Source organism: Paenibacillus sp. FSL R5-0407, from assembly GCF_038009185.1.
Classification (GTDB): domain Bacteria; phylum Bacillota; class Bacilli; order Paenibacillales; family Paenibacillaceae; genus Fontibacillus; species Fontibacillus vini.
The window spans coordinates 1,941,865-1,959,986 of sequence record NZ_JBBPAX010000001.1; the positions used below are offsets into that span (position 1 = coordinate 1,941,865).

Below are 18,122 nucleotides of genomic sequence, written 5' to 3' on the forward strand. Positions count from 1 at the left end.
GTTATTTCTACAAATCATACATTACAAAGGATATAACAGGTAGTGATTTCCTGAAAATAATTTAGAGTCATCAGTTGGCATTGCTAAAAAGACCGATAATCCGCTCAGCCAACGGCTTCCATAAATGCGGATATTCCTGGTTGATTAACTGCCTCACCTGCTCGGCCCGGATACTGCTGAAATCTTGATCCTGAACGACAAGCGTGTAGGCTCCGTTTACCGTATCGCCAATGGCAATGTGCCCGCTCGCATATCCTCCTATAGCGATGTGCGAAGCGATGGCGCCGCCGCCTAATGAGAACATACCGATCGACAAACCGCCAATCGTCAGAATTCCTAGCGCAAGCCCGCCGATGGCCAGAAGGCCGGTCGCGACTCCCCCAACTCCCAGCAGCAAGCCAATGGCCAGCGCCGCCAGACTGATAAGGCCCCCGGCAAGCACCCCGATACTCAGGCCGCCCAGCGCAAGGATTCCAATCGACAAGGCCCCAATTGAAATATTGCCGACAGCAATGATTCCCTTGGCGACTTTAATACCGCGTCCTAAATGAATATGAACGAGCGGGATTTCGAATAACTTTGCTTTACTTTTGTACTCAAAATGAAAATAGGGACGCCAACCTGCCGGGACAATTCCCGGGACCTGGGATGGGGTTTCCTCGACAACACCCGGAATATCCTTGACCAGATGATCTATCGTTACGTGAAAAAGTTCACTTAATGCGATCATCTTATCCATCTCAGGGTACGACTGCCCCGATTCCCACTTGGATACGGCTTGCCTGGATACACCAATTACCTCCGCCAAATTTTCCTGGGACATTCCCTTTTGTTTTCTGTAGCTTTGCAGTTTATCCGCAAAGTTCATCGTCATCACCTCACGCACATCTTATAATAACGACCTATTTTCGGCTATCAAGTAAGGCTGGCAATGTGTCAACTACAGGTTGCGATGTGAATTTAATAGCTTTTCTTGAAACTGTTCTCGTAATAATCGAAGAATGCCGAGATCTCGGACGCTTGCTTCCTCAGGGCCTCGTCATCGGTGATTAACTGCCAGCCATAGGTGAAATAAGGCTCCCAGTTGGTCTTACTGATAGATGAAAGATCAAACTGCTGTTCAACCGCGTCGATCGCATCTTTGTAGTCTTTGGTAAACTGTTTAAAAGCTTTATCGGTATCCACGAAAACGGGCATGTCTTTTTTGTTATAACCCATTCTGTAGGCCTCTTCGCCGTTTCCGAAAGAAAACTGTGGATTTTGCTCATCCATCTCCTTGACTACAACAGCAAATTCCTCTGAAGATCCCCCTGGATTGAAGCATCCTCCAAGCCCAAAAGCCATGCAAACTAATAGAAGCAACCCGATAATCGGTTTTCTCATGATAAGCTCCTAACCTCCTTAAGACTATCATTTTGCGATCCCAAAAAAATAAATCCGGAATTGCCTATAATTATATAGACAACCACGGATTCGTTCCATCGTTTACTTAACTTCTATTGTTCCTTCTCTCATGCTAAAATAGCCGTTTTTCACAAAAGAGAGGATTCTGCTGACGCTGATTCCGGTTTGGTTGGAAATGTCCAATACGATCGTGTCCGACCGGGCCTCAACGATACTGCGTATTTTCTTGTAGGTCGTTTCGCAGCTTTGGCACATCCGGCTCTCCGATCTTTCATATAAATTACCGCAAAAATCACAAATCCGATAGTTTCCCATGATGTCTCCTTACGTTTCATTAATCTTTCGATTTTCAACCCAGCTGCGAGAATACTAGGAATATTATACTAGGATTTCAGAATTTTAAACAATATTAGTGATAAATTTCTCTTCAAGAGCGTTTAATCTATATAGATCGGAGAGGAGATAACCTGAATATGAAAAAATGGATTTTGGCGATCTTGCTCACATCCCTGCTGGCATCACTGCTCATAGGCTGTCTGACAAGTCTGATGACTCGGGCGTCCAGAAAGATCAGAATATAAAGCCTCCGGCGGAAACGCAGTCAGTAGATAACGGAGCCGGTGCGGATGCGAATTCTGATACGAACACAAATGCAATCGCCGAGACTAATACACCTGGCGAACACCCTGAAGGAGAGCAACATCTCGCGGACATAGACAAATTAAGCACTTTGTTCGGGTTTACGAATTCGGACGGCAGCCAAATCATCGTGACGGGGCAGAATGCCGGACTGGACACTTCCATGCCGGATTACGGAAAAATAATCGGTGAAGGCGGAAAAACTTACAGTGTAAAATTTGTGAAATGGCAAAAAGGCAGCGAGCAAAGCAACGGCCGGGACACCGCCAACAATTTCGCCCACCTGGAGGGTTATATTTTCGATGTAATCAACGGAAAGGCTGCTGGCAACGAGACCTACTATGTGGTGAATGAGCAGGACTTTGACCTGAAATCATTGATTAAAATTTCTTCCCCCGAGCAGACAATGACAGATAAGGAGCTTGAAACGGAGGAAACGCTCAAGGATAACATCTCCCTCATGAAAGACCGGGGCGTAACCGATATGTGGAGTCTAGCCGACATCGGATCAGATCAAAAACTATATCTCGTTAAATTTGAAAATAAGGATAAGGACCGGCTATTCAGCATCGTCTTGTTTACCGGAGACGACTTCTTATTTCAGGATTATCCTGCCATTGCCGAGGACGACTATTCCGTCTGGCGTGTGGATGACGGCGGTGAGGTGTCGCCTGACATGTTTCCGCTGCTCTTCGCCGCTGAAACCAGGCAAGGTCTCCTGCTCGGCTTATCCTGGTGGGGATCTGAAGGACTCAATACCTTTTTCCTGGCGGAAAACGAGGGGAACCTCGAAGAACTGGAAATCAGTTACGGGCGGTATACCGCGCCTTGATGGATTGAAGTCTCGAATCCGTTGCAATCTTGGCAGTAACAACCGAAGCAATCAGCAGACCGCTCAACGTAGTTGGGTGGTCTGCTTTTTTGATGTGTTTTTGCCCCTTGCAATTATATCGGCATCCGATATAATATATCGTAAACAGATATATCGGTCGACGATATAATAAAGGAGTGGGGTTTATGCCAGAAAGCACGGCACTCACCGAAGCGGTTTATTACATCCTCCTGTCCCTCTATGAGCCCATGCATGGTTATGGAATTATGCAGAACGTATCCAAACTAAGCGGCGACCGGCTGACGTTGGCGGCGGGAACGCTTTACGGGGCGTTGAGTACCCTTTTGGAACGCGGATGGATTCAGTCATTACCAGGAGAAACCAATTCCAGGAAGAAGGAATACGTAATTACGGCAGCCGGGAAGCAAGTCGTTCAAAACGAATACTCGCGGCTGAAGGAATTGATCGAAAACGGAGCCAAAATTATAGGGAGGGCGGATTTATGAAGCATACCGTTCATAAGGTATTTAGCATCGGGGCGTTTGAGAAAGAGGAGCAATGGCTTAATCAAATGGCGGCAAAAGGCATGATTCTGACCGACGTCGGCTTTTGCAAATACGTTTTTGAAGAAGGAACCCCAGGCGAATATATCTATCGGCTTGAGCTGCTCAATAATCTTCCTTCCCATGCGGAAAGCATTGCCTATATTTCATTTTTAGAAGATATGGGCATCGAGCATGTCGGCTCCTATTTACGCTGGGTGTATTTTCGACGGAAAGCGTCGGAAGGCAACTTCGATTTATTTTCGGATATCGATTCAAGGATCGTCCATTACAAAAGAATAACCACCCTAAGCTCGGTATTGACCTTAGTGCTGGCGATTCTCGCAGTCGTCTATTTTGGGCAGGCAGTTAGTTTTTTTGCGACCCATACATCCGGCTTCTTCCAGCCGTTTCTTGGATATGGCATCATATTCACTATCGTTGCAGCCTTGTTTCCTTTAGTGACTCGACCTGTGCGAAAATCTTTAAAAGCTTTACTCAAGGAACGTCGGATTCGAGAATAAGGAACTATAATTACTAAGCGCAAACAAAATAGCTGGAGTCTATTGCCTCCAGCTATTTTGCGACTATGTTGCGTATATTCTATTTGCCGCTCCAGAGTTTGACACGGTCTTTGACGAATTTGCCGTAAGCTTCTTCCATCTCTTTCACGCCCGCTTTATCCAAATCCGCCATATAAGCGTCCCAGATTTTATCAAACTCTTCCGGTTTCGCCATGATGGCTTCCGGAACCCGTTTCCAGGTGATGTCCTTCATTTTGGCCATAAGAATCGTTGCCTTGCTGTCGCTCGGCAATGCGATATTGTAAACTGCGCCTGCCTTTCTTTCCGGAAACTCTTCCTCACTCGGGAACAGGTCTTTCCAGTGTTCGATCTTGTAAGCTGCCAAAGCTTCTTTTTCAGGCGCGCTGTAAGAAGCAGTAAGTGATTCGCTGTTGCTCTTCGTGAAATAGTTACCGGTGGAATCCTTGATTCCGTCGCCGTAGTGGACCGAGAGGTTCCAGTACAAGCCGAGACCGGATTCCTTCATATAAGCATTGCCTTCGTTGTCCATTTTCTCTTGTACATCTTTCGGAACGACTCTTTTTCCATCCTCAACAACGTAGTCTTCGCCTTCGACACCCCAGTTCATGAGGATTTGTCCTTCTTCCGAAGCCAGGTAGTCCAGGAATTTAATTGCCGCAACAGGATCCTTGCATTTGCTGGAAATCGCAATACCGTATCCTCCGTCAAAGCCAGCCGGCCAGAAGCTCGCGTCTTTGTACTCTTTGGATACTGTAACCGGATAGTGACCGTACGTCTGATCAAATTTGCCGGCAGACTTCAGAGCCTGCTGCGCCTCGCCATAATCCCAAGCCGGATCGATCAGGCCGAGTACCCGCCCGGAAGCGACTTTAGCTTTAAATTGGTCGGTCTTTTGAACAAAGCTCTCATTATCCAGCAAACCGCTGGCATTCATATGGTTCAGCCAACGGAAATATTCACGTTCCTCCGGACGGCGGAAATGGTAAGTCACATCAAAGGTTTCTTGGTCGACGTAATATTCGCCGTCATCCGGCGCGCCCGTTGTAAAGAAGCCCATGTTCGTCACCTGATACATATGCCAGTCATCCGCATTGAGCGTTAAACCGATGTTTTTGTTTCCATTTTCATCCGTCGGATGTTTAGCCAAATAATCCTTGATTACCTTCTCGTAATCTTCCAACGTGCGAATTTCCGGATAACCCGCTTCTTTTACAACGCGATGCTGGAGCTGGAATCCGTATTCAGCTTTGAATTTCCGCTCGTCAATGGAAGACCATGTCGGAATCGCATAGATGGACTGGTCGTCCAGACTATATTTAGCGCGAACGATTTTGTCGCCCAGCATTTTTTTAATATTCGGTGCATGCTCCTCAATCAAATCGGTCAAGTCCATAACCGCGCCCACATCCACCAGCTTGCCAAGATCCGCCTTGGCTGCGATGAGATCGGGAACCTCTCCGGTCGCCGCCATGATCGATACCTTCTGCACGGGATCTCCTACTGCAAACTCGGCATCCAATACGACGCCTGTTTTCTCCGTAAGTACTTTTCCGATTCGATCCTGCATGTCATTCCAGTTGGAACTCGCATCCTCGGAAAAATAAGTTAGCGTAACAGGACCTGATCCGCTGCCGCCCGAATTCGTCGACTTCGCCGGATCTCCCCCGTTCGCTGCATTGTTCCCGCCGCAGCCTGCGAGCATACTTAGCAGCAGGCCCGCCGTCAGTAACGAGGCTGCCGTTCTCTTTACTTGTTTCTTCATAATGACATTACACTCCCCTGTTTAATAATATCATGTATAGTACAGGCTTACCTGGACATACCGAACCTCAGAACTCGACAGTTTTTACCAAAGCCTTCTGAAATTAGCTCTTTACAGCTCCAAGCGTCATCCCTTTAACAAAATACTTCTGCAAGAAAGGATAGACGATCAGAATAGGGACCGTCGCCACGATGGTGATCGCCATCTTTACTGAATCGGGAGAAACTTGCGCCATGAGCTGCGACATATTTTCACCCCGTACGTTGTTGGCATTCGTCATCGTGCTCTGCAAGACTTTCATCAGCTCATACTGCAAGGTCGTCAACTTCTCGTTGGAACCGTTAAACAGATACGTATCGAACCAGGAGTTCCATTGCCCGACGGCGAGAAACAACGCAACCGTTGCGAGCGCAGGCTTGCAAAGGGGGAGAATGACCCGCCAGTAAATCGTAAAGTCGTTAGCTCCATCCAGCTTGGCCGATTCCTGAAGCGCGTAGGGAATCCCGTCGATAAACGAACGGATAACGAAAATGTTGAATGCACTTACGAGCCCCGGCAAAATATACACCGCGAACGTATTGATCAAGTTCAAGTCCTTGATGAGAATAAATCCCGGAATCAACCCGCCGGAGACATACATCGTAATGGCCAGGAACGTCGAGATGAAGCGTCTTCCTTGAAAGTCTACCCGAGCCAGCGTATAGGCCAGCATCGAACCGCTGACTAGACCCGCCAGCGTACCGACCAGCGTACGGAGCACGGAAATTTTGAAGCCGGTGATCAACCCGCTGTAGCTGAAGATTACCTTGTAATTTTCCAAAGTGAATTCTCTCGGATATATCGTAATGCCGCCCCGAACCGTGTCTACGGAATCATTGAACGAAATGGCAAGCACATTCAGGAACGGATATAGCGTCAAAATAGTAATGATCCCGATGAGCAGGTATACGATGAAATCGAATATCCAGTCTTGAGGAGACTTGGATGTCAATCTCATTCTTTTGGCGGATGTGGCCGATTCGGCTGCCTCCATATCAAAATCCCTCCTTGCACGATGCTTTATATGATGCTTTCGTTTGCGAATTTTTTGAACATCCCATTCGCTACAAACAATAAAATTACGCTGATTACTGAATTGAATATACTAATCGCGGTACCAAAGGAATATCGTCCCATCGATAATCCGTAATTCAACGCATATAAATCGAGTACCTCGGAATAGTCGCTTACCAAATGGTTGCCCAGCAAGAACTGCTTCTCAAATCCGATTCCGATCAAATGGCCGATGGACATAATCAACAGTACGATGATTGTCGGACGGATGCCCGGAAGCGTAATATGCCAGATTTGTTTGAGCCGGCTTGCTCCATCGACCCTGGCAGCTTCATAGAGTTCAGGCCCGATGCCCGAAATGGCGGCCAAATATATGATAGCGTTCCAGCCTGTCTCCTTCCATACGTCGGCTCCGGTTACGATCCCCCAAAACATATGACCCTTCGACATAAATTGAATCGGTTGATCGATAAGATGCAAGCCCATCAGCACGCTGTTCACCACACCGCCATCCGTAGACAGCATTTTGGTTACGATCCCCGCCGCTACAACCCAGGATACAAAGTGCGGCAAATACGAGACCGTCTGCACAAACCGCTTCAAAACCTGCACTCTCACTTCATTTAGCAACAATGCGAACAGTATCGGGAATACTAAACCGGCCACAAGTCCCATAAAGCTCATTGCTAACGTATTTCTAAGCACAAGGTAGAAGTGGTCGTCCTTAAACAAGGTTTGAAAATGCTCGAGTCCAACCCATTTCTGACTAAAAAAACCTTTACCGGGTTTATAGTTTTGAAATGCCATCGTCCATCCCCAGAGCGGTAAATATTGAAAAATGAATACCCAGATTACGAAAGGAATCGACATCATATAAAGAAATTTCTGATTTTTGAACACTTTCCATCTCTGTGATTTTTTACTCAACCCGCTGCTAGTTTGGTTCTCTACTGTTATCGCTTTCATCTGTTTGTTTCCCTCCTCTCATTTCTAATCCTATAGCAATTATTAAGAGAGAAATATATCTTGGATTTCGCACAAATTCATTCCAAAATCCACAGTATTTTCTGAAACTATCATCGTTTGCAAAACAAGGGGAAATTAAAATCCCCCTGTCGGCAGCATGTAGATGCCGTACAGGGGGGGATCGGTGACTCAAGCATTCATGAAGTTCATATAAACAAGCAAACGTTTAAGGATAACGGCTGTTTGGGCACGGTTCACCTTACTTTTCGGTGCAAATCGGTCTGCGGTTTCTCCTTGAATTAGTCCCGAAGCTACCGCTTGTTTAATGCTATGTGCCGCCCAGGAACTAACGGATGAACTGTCGCTGAATTGTTCCAACGTAATGCCTGTTGCTGCCGGGGCCTTACCTGAAATAGCCGCCGCACGAAGTATCATTGCAGCCGCCTGCTCACGAGTTATTAGAGCATTCGGTTGAAAAGTACCATCTCCCAAACCTTGGATGATTCCCATTTCACTCGCGGCTTGGACCGCTCCAGCATACCAGTCCGTTTCCGAAACATCGGAGAAGTCTCCAGTTACAGATTCAGTAGGCAGGCCGAGTGCTCTGCTGATGAGCACAGCGAATTCGGCGCGCGTGATCGATTGGTCCGGTACAAATGTCCCGTCACCTGTCCCGTTAATCACCAGTTTGTTGGACATTAGCTCGATATCGCCCTTCGCCCAGTGCCCTTCAAGATCGGCGAACGTTCGGTTCAGCTTAACCACGGTATAGCGTCCGTTGTGATTATGCTTGATCGTCACGACGGTCTTTCCGTTCCGTGTTGCAAATACCGCCGGTACAAACGACATTTCCTTGGTTACCGGATCAATCGACACCGCCGTCAGATTGTCCCCGGCCGCCGGCGGGATCGTAATCGTTCTGGTTACATAGGTGTTTCCGAAGCTGTTGATTTCTACAGATCCGTTACCGGACTCAGCCGTAATGCTAAACTCGAACACATCACCAGCCAACTGGGCATTCGAGGACTTTGCCTTATTGAGGATATCCATATGGATTTCCGAATCCCTTTTGATTTTGACGGATATTGATGTTTTTGCAACCTCAGTGCCTAACTGTTTCGTTACTGAATCAACATCGATGAGCTTGACCGGAAGGCTGTAAGTAAAGGAATCCGACTTTATCAGGATCGTCGCATTAGGCATACGGCGTGCCGCCTCGGCGAGAGATCCTGCCGGAATGATGACCTCAGCCGTATCGCCGCCTTTTACTTCAATTTCAAAAACTTGCAACTCCGCGGGTTGCTCCTTTAATCTGTCAAGCGCTTGGGTAAGCTTCGAGCCATCCACCTCGACACGCTGAATCCCCTGGTTGCCGGTATCTCCTATGCTTCCTATATTTTCAGGTTTCCCCGAAACGCCTGTATTTCCAGCATTGCCTGTATTACCTGTGTTGCCTGTATTGCCTGTATTACCCCCATTTCCTCCACTTTCTCCATTATCTTTGGAGTACAAATCACTCGGAAGCTCGTCGAGCGTAATAACGTTATCGTGGTGATATACCTTTTGCAAATGTTCCAACGTATTCGTTTTACCATCTCTGATAAAGTCGCCGGTCCAAGTACTGAAGAAGCTCCAGTCTGCGCCATATGCCTGCAGCAAATCCGGATCCGGTATCGGGCCATTCTCGGCTAAACCAACCATCTTCTTATCATTTACCAAGGAGACAAGCCCCTCATATTTTGCAATGCTCGGATTGTAATCCCCTGCCGGATTATAGATATCCACACTTACGATGTCTACTACATCGTCGCCCGGATACCAATCCTTATTTTCGGAGTTCCATACCCAGATCAGATTGTTTAATTTATGATGATTGGTCAACCGATCGTACATCAGTCTGTAGAGCTTCTTCGTAGGTTCAGGACCTTTGGCGCCCCACCAAAACCAGCCTCCCTCCGCCTCATGCAGAGGTCTCCATAACACCGGTACGTTGTTATCTTTCAACCGCTTCAACTGAGCTGCGATGGAATCGATATCCCGGATCAGCAGCCCGTAATCCTCCGATTCCGGATTATTAAGCGCATATTCAACATCAAAGGTCGTAAACTCGGTGTAGAACCCTCTCCACCATTCGTAACCCGGCTCATTGCCGCCGATTCCCTTCGGCGCATTCCAATGCCAGCACAAAGCAACGATCCCGCCGCGTTTGTACCATTCAATCATCTTCTCAGTCTCTGTAGAGGTAGCTCCGTTTTCAACACGAGATGGAGAGTAATCGATTAAGTCCGTAGAGAATATCGCCGGGTATTTTCCGGTCTGCTGATTAATCCACTCCACATCCTCAAGCGTCTGCTGTCCGGAAATGATATTCCGCCCGTACTGGCTGAGTAAGTACTTCATCAGCGATCTGGTCTCCGGCGATGACTCCGGATTGTTCAATGAACCTGTCACATCATGCCCCTCGGATTTGGCGGTTGGCGTCAACTTGACGTAATCAATGTTGTACCACCCCCAGTTCGGCAAAAATTCAATGGTGTTATCACCCTCATTAAGAAGAGCTTTGCCCGCGGAGACTTCGATGAATTCCTTGGTCTCGGTGAAAGTAATCTCAGAAGTTTCCCCGTTAATCACCATGCTTGTCTTCTTGTCGCCGTTTGGAGAGCTATAGCCGATAACGATATCATACATGCCTGCCGAAGATGACTTGTAGATCAGTTGAAGCGACCCCGATTGCTGGAACGCTGCGTACCCTTCCCCCGAGTACCCTTCACCAGAGGTGCCTATCGATACATCCCCGGTCATTATTCCGTCCTCTGCCTCAAGCATGCTGCCTGATACGGGTGCATTGGCCGGTTCAATCTTGATATGTTCAATACCATAATATCCCCAACCGCGCATAATTTTGATGGTATTGCTGCCGGCGTTAAGGAGCACTTTGCTGGCCAGCTTTTCAGCCCGCACAGTCCCAGGCGCAGGGGCATCCAGCGTCAATTCTCCGGCCCCCGCTCCATTGATCTGGATACTTGTTACCTTGTCCCCGTAACCTTCAGGAATGTAGTAGCCGATACTTAGCTTATACAGACCCGCTTCACCAACGTTCACTGGAAATGTCGCGCTGCCCGCCGGTTCTGAAGCGCTTTCATCTTCACCGAAAAAATAAGAGATATAACCTCCCCCATCATACAAAGGATCACTATCTTCACCGACCGGACCGCGCTTCTCAATGCCGTAACCTTCCAACTGTGCCTCGGTATACGTGACTGTCGTGACACTCAGGGGATCTGCGGGCGGCGGCGTAATATTAACATCCGGCACCTCAGAAGAAGCAACTGCTAACAATCGAACCGAATCCAACGTTCCCATCATAGACAACAGCAAAGCGACACATAAAATAACTGAAATCCTTCTAACTATCTGCTTAGTCATTAAGCTCCTCCCAACTTCTCAGCATGATTTGGAAACCATTATAAAACGCTTTCAAACCCAACTTTAAAGGATACAAAGAAATAGAAACATATCATTAATTCATACATTTTCAATTCACAATCTACAGTGATTTCAGAAATAACCATATGTTTTCATTCTGGGAAAAGGACCCCTTGCCGGCATCTGGCCATAATCTGAACAAGGGGGTAACGCATCTTGATTAAGATTTCTTTTGATAGGCGGAAGGCGATTGACCATCGATTTTTTTGAATTTGCTGTGAAAATAATTGACGTTCGGATACCCGACTTTTTCAGCAACCTCATACACCTTCATCCCGCGAGCAAGCAGCTCCTTGGCTTTTTTAACCCGGACATGGTCCAGATAGGTATTAAAATATTCCCCGGTGTGGTTTTTAAAGAGCTGGCCGAGGTAGGATCTGCTGTAATTGAACAAGCCGGACAAGATTTCCAACCTCAGGTTCTCGTTGTAATGCCGGTCTATGAAATCGAGCATCCGCTTCATTTCGTTATCCCTGCTGGAATAGTCCGAACAGCGGGCAAGTCTTTCCAGAACGGCCGCTACATAGTCGACTAGATCCCGAATGCTGCGCTGACTGTAAATCCCCGCAAGAAATTGGGTTGGATCCCCGGAATAATCCGATTCCTGCCAAAGGCTTGGAGAAGTTTTTCGAACCGTTTCATTGGCCAAGTAAAAAAATCGTTCCCGAATCTCCGTTTCATCCTTTCCTTCGGCAACCATTTGGGCAGCCACCCCATCCAGGATGGACTGGATCGCTTCCGCATGCCCAACATCTACCGAGTAGAACAGGCGAAATGCCGCTTCTTCCCCGTCCTCGGGTGACGTATCAAGCAAGCCTGCGGTTGCATGTCTATAGCTTTCCGGAAGTTCAGGCGTCAACAGCCTGCCTTTGTCATAAAAAAACCGGTGTTCCAGCAGCGATCGGGCCGTGCGGAACGATTGCGGGATTTCGAGAAGCGATGGAACCGTTTCTCCTGCCGCCGCTTCCATCTCACCGCGGATTTCAGCAGACAGTCTCAGCAGCTCCCTGTACAGATCCGCCCGGCCGAACTCGCCGACTGGCGGTTTGCTAAGAAGCAGCACGGTATAAGGAGCAAAATTAAGAACAACACCTTGACCATCCGAGGCATATGCAACGACCAAACGTTCCCGGAAATTGCGAATCCGCTCATCCTCTTCCTGATGCAGACCCGGAAAGGAGATCAGTACAATCTGATATTTCGGCCAATCCATGCCAAGGGAATCGGCCAAATCCTTAAAGGAACCGCTTTCCAAATCATGGGCACCGGAGAGAAGAGAATATACGACCCATTCCCGGGAATGGGATTCCTGCTGCACCTTCTTCTCCGCACGTTCCTCGGTAAGGCGGACATGCAACTTTTGAAGAAGAGAAGAGAGTTCCTCTTTATTTACCGGTTTAAGCAGGTAATCCTCAGCCCCGTTCTTAAGCGACTGGCGTGCATATTCAAAATCTGCATATCCGCTAAGAACGATCGCACGGTTGTTCATACCACGGTTGCGAATTTCTTGAAGGAGCTGAAGCCCATCCATGCCGGGCATACGGATATCGACCAGCAGCACATCGGGATTCTGCTTCTCAAGGAACGCAAGAGCTTCCTTTCCATTCGACGCGGTGCCAACAATCTCGTAGCCCAGCTCCTTCCATGGAATCAAAGTCTGCAATCCAAGGCGCAGTTTTGGTTCGTCATCAACAATCAGTACTGAGAACATTGGAATCATTCCCCCTTGGTATGCTAAATGTGATCCGGGTTCCTTCCCCTTCTTTACTTTCAATCGAGAGTCCCGAATCATTGCCGTAGGTAAGCCTTAATCGATCATGCACATTTCTGAGCCCGATCCTCCCTCCGCTTTCCTCCGGTTCCTTTAACTTGTTCTGTAAGTCCTCCATCTTCTGCTGAGGAATACCAGCCCCATCATCCTCAATCTCCACGAACACCTCATCGTCTCCTCTGGCCTCCGTTCGAATGGTGATTAGCATAGGCCCCTCCTCTTTCCCATCCAATCCGTGAAAAATCGAATTCTCCACAAGCGGCTGGAGAATCAAAGGCGGGATTTCGATTTCTCCGGTGCCCGGAGCAAGCGCTATATCGTAGAGAAGCCTGTCTTCATATCGGAACTTTTGGAGTTCCAAGTAGCACTGCACCATCGCAAGCTCCTCGGAGAGCCGGATCTTACCGCTTCCGACCTCTAAGCTGCTGCGAAGCAAGCTGCTTAGCTGCCAGACGGCTTGGGCTAAATCCTCCTCGCCCCGGATATGGGCCTCCATTCGAATCGATTCCAGGGTGTTGAACAGGAAATGCGGATTGATTTGACTGGCCAGCATCTTGAACTTGATCTCGTTTTGCCTGGATTCCACCAGCCGTTTTTGCTGATTACTCTCTTCCACTTCCAGCATCAACTGGCTAATTCGTTGGACAAGCGAGTTGAATTGCCGGGAGAGCTGACCGATTTCATCTTTGCCGTCCAGGTCAAGATACGCATCCCAGGAACCGGGACCGGTGCCTACTCTGGACATTTGTTTGCTTAGGCGCAGCAATCTGCTCGTAATAAGAGATGCCGAGGCGGAGACAAGCAATACCGCTATAATCAGACAGCCTCCAAGAACCATGATGGCCAGCCTAATCACTTTATTCCCATCCCGGACGATATCGGACACCGAGAATACCGAAATGACCCGCAGCCCATTCCAACTGCTCTCCGGGACCAGGCTGGAGATGACCACTTTGGATGGCTCGCCATCCATAACGGCATCAAAGCTGCCGGCCTGTTGCGTCAGTATATTGTCTCCGGCATGCACTTCAGCAAGATTTCTGCCGTACATATTCGGCCGGTTAGCGGCTACAATATTGTTTTGGTCGTCCACGATCATCGTCGTAAACGATTCTTGAGAAAGGATGGAATTCAATAACGAGGTATTTACATTAATGACAAGCACGCTTTCCTGACCAGGTTCATCGAGGCTGATTTTTCGAGCCAGACTTAAATAATACGTCTGATCGCGTTCATCCTGAATAAATCCCCAACCGGCCAGCCCTTTTTTGCTTAACGCCGTTTTGTACCACTCCTCCTGCTCTGTCTTGGCGTCAGGCGGCATGAACTCCCAGTTGTTCAGCATCGTCGGGTTATCCGTGTAGAGTCTAATAGCTTTAACCTCTTTATATAGCCGTACGTAATCCCGTATGTCGGTGTATTGCCGGTACGTCTGAATGACCTCGATGTAACTGCCGTACCTTCGGCTAGCTACGGATTTCATACGGCTATCGTTGGAAAGCTGGTACGAGATATCAAGCGGCACCTTGATTACCTCCTCCGTTCTTTTCCGAACACGGTCAACATTGTCCACGGCTTGTTCGAAGGCATCCATGATCATAACTTCACGCAGCTTGCCGGTTAAGTAAATTCCGCTGGCCAGAAGTGGAACTACCGCAACCGTGATAAAGATAAGAGACAATTTCTTTCTGAGTTTTATGTCATTCAGCATTCTGACAAACATCATGTTCTGGCCCCCTGTTTTGGAACTTCCATAAAAACGACCCCTTTCATAAAAAGGGGCCACCGGTATTCCATGACAACAATATAGAATTCAATTATACCGTCCGAAAAAAAATTTAAAAACAGGAGAAGTCTGTTAATAAAGCTTAGGCAATTTATCCAGTGTGATGGCGTAATCGTTATGATAAGCGTTATAAAGTTCCTCTTTTGTCGTAAACAACTCGGTCTTTCCGAAATCATTGGACCAGGTCATGAACCACAGCCACGGAATTCGCGATTCCGACAACCGGGCTACGCTCGGGATCGGTCCTATTTCGCCGAGTGCAACAAGTTTGCGGGTCGGGGTGATCGCGATCAATTCCTCATATTCCGCCCGTAAATCCGTATGCTGATGAGCCGGCGGATACAAATCCCGGGAGATGATGTCAGCAACCTCGTCTCCGACATATCCTTCAACGAGCGGAGAATTCCAAACCCAGATCAGGTTGTTCAGATCATGAACATTCGTATACCGATCATACATGATGCGGTATAACTGTCTAGCCGCTTCCGGACCTTTGCTGCCCCACCAGAACCAGGTGCCTTCGGATTCATGGAACGGACGCCACAAAATCGGAATGTGCTTATCGCGGAACTCTTTCAGAATCTCGGCCATTTCGTCCATATCGGAGATAAACGCCTTATACTCCTCCGTTCCTTCGATAATCGCTTTAGTAGCGTCAAAATCCGTATGCTCCGCATAGAAGCTTTTATCCCGGCCGCCAAGCGGAGAGAACCAGTGCCAGGTAAAGGTGATCAGTCCGTTTTCCTTTTCCGTCCATTCCCAAGCTTTCTGAAGCGTATCCTTGTTCTCGGCAACCTCCAGCAGGCACTCTTCCCCACTGTCGTCATAATTGATGTTCGGTGAATAACCAAGCAATTCAAAGCCGAGAAGCGCCGGCGATTTCCCCGTCACTTCGCGAATGAAATGAAGTTCATCCTGAGCTATGGTCTGCGTATGCTGTCCCGTAATGATGCCCTTTCCGGATATTTCGCTTAAATAGTTCAGAACGGCCTTTACTTCATCGGATGCTTTGGGATTGCAAGGTACAGTATGGATCGTTTGCATGGAATCTACCCTTTCGTTACGCTCAATGACTAAAATGAGACGTTGTTTAGTTTTTTATAATACATATTTGTTATTTTTGTTATTACATTTGTCATAACAAACAAAACAAATATAACACCGAGATCATTAGCCAGTCAACTTTTCTCTATATTGGCGCGTCAAAAATCAAATTAACAACTATCTTGCTCTCTCGTTATTTTGTTATGTCCTTGTTTTTATCTGTGCGCAACATTTCCTTAACTCCCGATCCATACCTCCCAGTCGGGCAGCCCATCCAGGGTAATCGTCCTCGGATGATGATATGTCTTCCGCAGCTGCTCGAGCTCGGTGTATTCACCTGAATATACGCGGCGGCCGTCCTCTTCCGTAAACACGAACTCTCCGTACCAGGTGCAGTTCCACGCCCACGGCGTGCCGTCTTTAGCCATCAGATCCGGGTCGGGAACGACGCCGTTCTCCGTCAGGGCGATGATTTTATTCCCTTTGGAGTATGAACTGGCGGTCAGAAAACGCTCCTTCTGGGACGAGTAGTCATGTTTAGGCGGATAAATATCTTCACCAAGGATATCTACGTATTCGTCTCCCGGGTACCAGTCGGCATGCTGACCGTTCCACACCCAGATTAAGTGATTCAGCCCATGATGCCGGGTCAGCCGCTCGTACATCAGCTTCCACAGGGCGATACACGGCTCCGGCCCCTTAGCGCCCCACCAGAACCAGCCGCCTGATGCTTCGTGCATCGGCCTCCACAGCACGGGAACCTCCGCTTCCTGCAGCAGGGCAAGCTGCGCGGCGATGGCATCGATATCCCGCAGGATCAGCCGGTAATCTTCACTATTGGGATTGCCCATCGCCTGCGCTACATCAAAGGTCGTCGCTTCCGTATAGAATCCTCTGCCCCACGACCGGTCAGGCGGCAAATCGACAAGATCCTTCGGAGCGTTCCAATGCCAGCAAAAGGTTACGATTCCGCCGCGCTTCCACCATTCGATAGCCAGATCCGTGTCCCGGCACTCCGCTCCTCGCTCCACGCGGGACGGCGAATAATTCATGAAGTCGAACCCGGCCACCGCCGGATATTTGCCGGTGGCTTCATGAATCATATCCAGTTCGGGTGTCGATAACACACCGATTTGTTGGCCAGTCAGCATGTAACGGCCATAGATACTGCACAAATACTTCATCAGGCCCCGGGCCGGTCTGGAAGCCTCAGGGTTCACCAATACCGGTTCAACCTGAAAGTCTGAGCCGAACGAGTTCCGCAAAGTTTGCCGATTGATTTCTTCCATGAGCTATCCCACTACCCCCGTTCTCTCCACGCTTTCCACGAAATGGCGCTGAACGAATAAATACAGCACGATCAAAGGCAGGATGGCCAGCAATATCCCCGTGTCCACGACGAGAGCCACGTAGTTCGGATCCATTTTGCCCGAAGCACCCATTCCCGCCAAAGCCGAAAGGTATTGACCAGCATCGGCCGGAAACGAAGCGATCTTCAGCGGCATCAAGGCGCTGTCGCTCATAAACAACGACGTATAGAACGTGTCGTTATACTGCCAAACGAACGAGAACAAGGTCACGGTAATGAGCGGAGGGAGCGCATTCGGCAGCATGATCGTAAAGAAAGTCTTGATTCCGCCCGCTCCGTCGATGAGTGCCGCCTCCTCGATTTCTTTCGGCAATCCTTTGAAAAACTGACGAAAAATATAAATGAACAACCCAGCTTTCAGCCCTGTTCCCGTTGCGGATGTGATCACGGACGGCCAGAAGCTGTTCAGCAAATTGATGCCATCCTTCCCCGTAAACAGGTGAACCAGGCCAAGCACATCAAAATTCCGGAAATGCAGGTACATCGGCACCATCAAGGTGCTCATCGGAATGAGGATCGTCAGTACCACGAGTCCGAACAACAGGTTGCTCCCCGGAAACTTGAACCTGGCGAATCCATACCCGGCCAGCGCGGTCGACATTGTCGTCAGCACCATGGTGATAACCACGTAGGTCATCGTATTCAGCAGCAACGGCCAATAATCGAGTAGATCCAGCGCCAGCTTAAAGTTATCCAGCGTGAAATGCACCGGAATCATATAAATCGTCGGATTGTAAATATCCTCTTTCGCTTTGAAGGCGACCGAAAACTTCATCAGAATCGGGTAAACGATAATAAACACGATCCCGATGATGAGCAAAAACCGGCAAATCGACCAAAGCCCGTTCAGCGTTTTATTTTTCACCCGGTTGATTCGATTATGGGCGGCCGCGTCAGCGGGATTCCATATCGGTTGCATGCCT

At 48.4% G+C, this 18,122-nt stretch carries 15 protein-coding genes; 3 read left to right on the forward strand and 12 right to left on the reverse strand.

Translation table 11 applies throughout. The features are described 5' to 3' along the window. Window positions 1-70: 70 nt before the first annotated feature. From NYE70_RS09395 to NYE70_RS09405, 3 genes are all read right to left on the reverse strand, one after another. Window positions 71-868 (reverse strand): helix-turn-helix transcriptional regulator, encoded by a 798-nt coding sequence (locus NYE70_RS09395; RefSeq protein ID WP_341045763.1) that lies wholly within the window; start codon window positions 866-868, stop codon window positions 71-73. A gap of 92 nt (window positions 869-960) precedes the next feature. Continuing rightward, window positions 961-1,383 (reverse strand): hypothetical protein, encoded by a 423-nt coding sequence (locus NYE70_RS09400; RefSeq protein WP_341045764.1) that lies wholly within the window; start codon window positions 1,381-1,383, stop codon window positions 961-963. A 102-nt stretch (window positions 1,384-1,485) separates the two neighbouring features. Continuing rightward, window positions 1,486-1,719: a hypothetical protein gene (locus NYE70_RS09405; RefSeq protein ID WP_341045765.1), complete on the reverse strand. Its 234-nt coding sequence runs from the start codon at window positions 1,717-1,719 to the stop codon at window positions 1,486-1,488. Between the two features lie 166 nt (window positions 1,720-1,885). Here NYE70_RS09405 and NYE70_RS09410 point away from each other — a divergent pair, with 166 nt between their 5' ends. The 3 genes from NYE70_RS09410 (at window position 1,886) to NYE70_RS09420 (ending at window position 3,941) form a co-directional block, all read left to right on the forward strand. After that, window positions 1,886-2,875, forward strand: coding sequence for a hypothetical protein (locus tag NYE70_RS09410; protein WP_341045766.1), 990 nt, complete (start codon window positions 1,886-1,888; stop codon window positions 2,873-2,875). A gap of 185 nt (window positions 2,876-3,060) precedes the next feature. After that, window positions 3,061-3,381 (forward strand): PadR family transcriptional regulator, encoded by a 321-nt coding sequence (locus tag NYE70_RS09415; RefSeq protein ID WP_211019912.1) that lies wholly within the window; start codon window positions 3,061-3,063, stop codon window positions 3,379-3,381. Further along, the gene (locus tag NYE70_RS09420; RefSeq protein ID WP_290407932.1) at window positions 3,378-3,941 is read left to right on the forward strand and encodes a DUF2812 domain-containing protein; all 564 of its coding nucleotides are present in this window, start codon (window positions 3,378-3,380) and stop codon (window positions 3,939-3,941) included. The genes NYE70_RS09415 and NYE70_RS09420 overlap by 4 nt, the downstream gene beginning before the upstream one ends. 79 nt (window positions 3,942-4,020) lie before the next feature. Here NYE70_RS09420 and NYE70_RS09425 read toward each other — a convergent pair whose 3' ends face one another. From NYE70_RS09425 to NYE70_RS09465, 9 genes are all read right to left on the reverse strand, one after another. Then, window positions 4,021-5,724: an ABC transporter substrate-binding protein gene (locus tag NYE70_RS09425; protein ID WP_341045769.1), complete on the reverse strand. Its 1,704-nt coding sequence runs from the start codon at window positions 5,722-5,724 to the stop codon at window positions 4,021-4,023. Between the two features lie 103 nt (window positions 5,725-5,827). After that, window positions 5,828-6,757: a carbohydrate ABC transporter permease gene (locus NYE70_RS09430; protein WP_213656349.1), complete on the reverse strand. Its 930-nt coding sequence runs from the start codon at window positions 6,755-6,757 to the stop codon at window positions 5,828-5,830. A 26-nt stretch (window positions 6,758-6,783) separates the two neighbouring features. After that, a complete protein-coding gene (locus NYE70_RS09435; protein WP_341045771.1) occupies window positions 6,784-7,743 on the reverse strand; it encodes an ABC transporter permease in 960 nt (319 codons plus the stop codon). A gap of 189 nt (window positions 7,744-7,932) precedes the next feature. Next, window positions 7,933-11,169 (reverse strand): glycosyl hydrolase, encoded by a 3,237-nt coding sequence (locus NYE70_RS09440; protein WP_341045772.1) that lies wholly within the window; start codon window positions 11,167-11,169, stop codon window positions 7,933-7,935. Window positions 11,170-11,389: 220 nt separating this feature from the next. Next, complete coding sequence (locus NYE70_RS09445) at window positions 11,390-12,940, reverse strand: response regulator transcription factor (RefSeq protein ID WP_213656352.1); 1,551 nt, start codon at window positions 12,938-12,940, stop codon at window positions 11,390-11,392. Next, complete coding sequence (locus NYE70_RS09450; protein WP_341045773.1) at window positions 12,918-14,726, reverse strand: sensor histidine kinase; 1,809 nt, start codon at window positions 14,724-14,726, stop codon at window positions 12,918-12,920. The genes NYE70_RS09445 and NYE70_RS09450 overlap by 23 nt, the downstream gene beginning before the upstream one ends. A 132-nt stretch (window positions 14,727-14,858) precedes the next feature. Next, complete coding sequence (locus NYE70_RS09455) at window positions 14,859-15,830, reverse strand: glycosyl hydrolase (protein WP_341045774.1); 972 nt, start codon at window positions 15,828-15,830, stop codon at window positions 14,859-14,861. Between the two features lie 236 nt (window positions 15,831-16,066). Then, window positions 16,067-17,119, reverse strand: a complete 1,053-nt coding sequence (locus tag NYE70_RS09460) for a glycosyl hydrolase (RefSeq protein WP_341045775.1) — start codon at window positions 17,117-17,119, stop codon at window positions 16,067-16,069. A 3-nt stretch (window positions 17,120-17,122) separates the two neighbouring features. Continuing rightward, window positions 17,123-18,118: a carbohydrate ABC transporter permease gene (locus NYE70_RS09465; protein WP_341045776.1), complete on the reverse strand. Its 996-nt coding sequence runs from the start codon at window positions 18,116-18,118 to the stop codon at window positions 17,123-17,125. Window positions 18,119-18,122 lie beyond the last annotated feature (4 nt).

Coding starts and splice junctions, on each gene's coding strand:
- NYE70_RS09395 (WP_341045763.1), bottom strand. CDS start 868: ATGAACTTTGCGGATAAACTGCAAAGCTACAGAAAACAAAAGGGAATG.
- NYE70_RS09400 (WP_341045764.1), bottom strand. CDS start 1,383: ATGAGAAAACCGATTATCGGGTTGCTTCTATTAGTTTGCATGGCTTTT.
- NYE70_RS09405 (WP_341045765.1), bottom strand. CDS start 1,719: ATGGGAAACTATCGGATTTGTGATTTTTGCGGTAATTTATATGAAAGA.
- NYE70_RS09410 (WP_341045766.1), top strand. CDS start 1,886: ATGGATTTTGGCGATCTTGCTCACATCCCTGCTGGCATCACTGCTCAT.
- NYE70_RS09415 (WP_211019912.1), top strand. CDS start 3,061: ATGCCAGAAAGCACGGCACTCACCGAAGCGGTTTATTACATCCTCCTG.
- NYE70_RS09420 (WP_290407932.1), top strand. CDS start 3,378: ATGAAGCATACCGTTCATAAGGTATTTAGCATCGGGGCGTTTGAGAAA.
- NYE70_RS09425 (WP_341045769.1), bottom strand. CDS start 5,724: ATGAAGAAACAAGTAAAGAGAACGGCAGCCTCGTTACTGACGGCGGGC.
- NYE70_RS09430 (WP_213656349.1), bottom strand. CDS start 6,757: ATGGAGGCAGCCGAATCGGCCACATCCGCCAAAAGAATGAGATTGACA.
- NYE70_RS09435 (WP_341045771.1), bottom strand. CDS start 7,743: ATGAAAGCGATAACAGTAGAGAACCAAACTAGCAGCGGGTTGAGTAAA.
- NYE70_RS09440 (WP_341045772.1), bottom strand. CDS start 11,169: ATGACTAAGCAGATAGTTAGAAGGATTTCAGTTATTTTATGTGTCGCT.
- NYE70_RS09445 (WP_213656352.1), bottom strand. CDS start 12,940: ATGTTCTCAGTACTGATTGTTGATGACGAACCAAAACTGCGCCTTGGA.
- NYE70_RS09450 (WP_341045773.1), bottom strand. CDS start 14,726: ATGATGTTTGTCAGAATGCTGAATGACATAAAACTCAGAAAGAAATTG.
- NYE70_RS09455 (WP_341045774.1), bottom strand. CDS start 15,830: ATGCAAACGATCCATACTGTACCTTGCAATCCCAAAGCATCCGATGAA.
- NYE70_RS09460 (WP_341045775.1), bottom strand. CDS start 17,119: ATGGAAGAAATCAATCGGCAAACTTTGCGGAACTCGTTCGGCTCAGAC.
- NYE70_RS09465 (WP_341045776.1), bottom strand. CDS start 18,118: ATGCAACCGATATGGAATCCCGCTGACGCGGCCGCCCATAATCGAATC.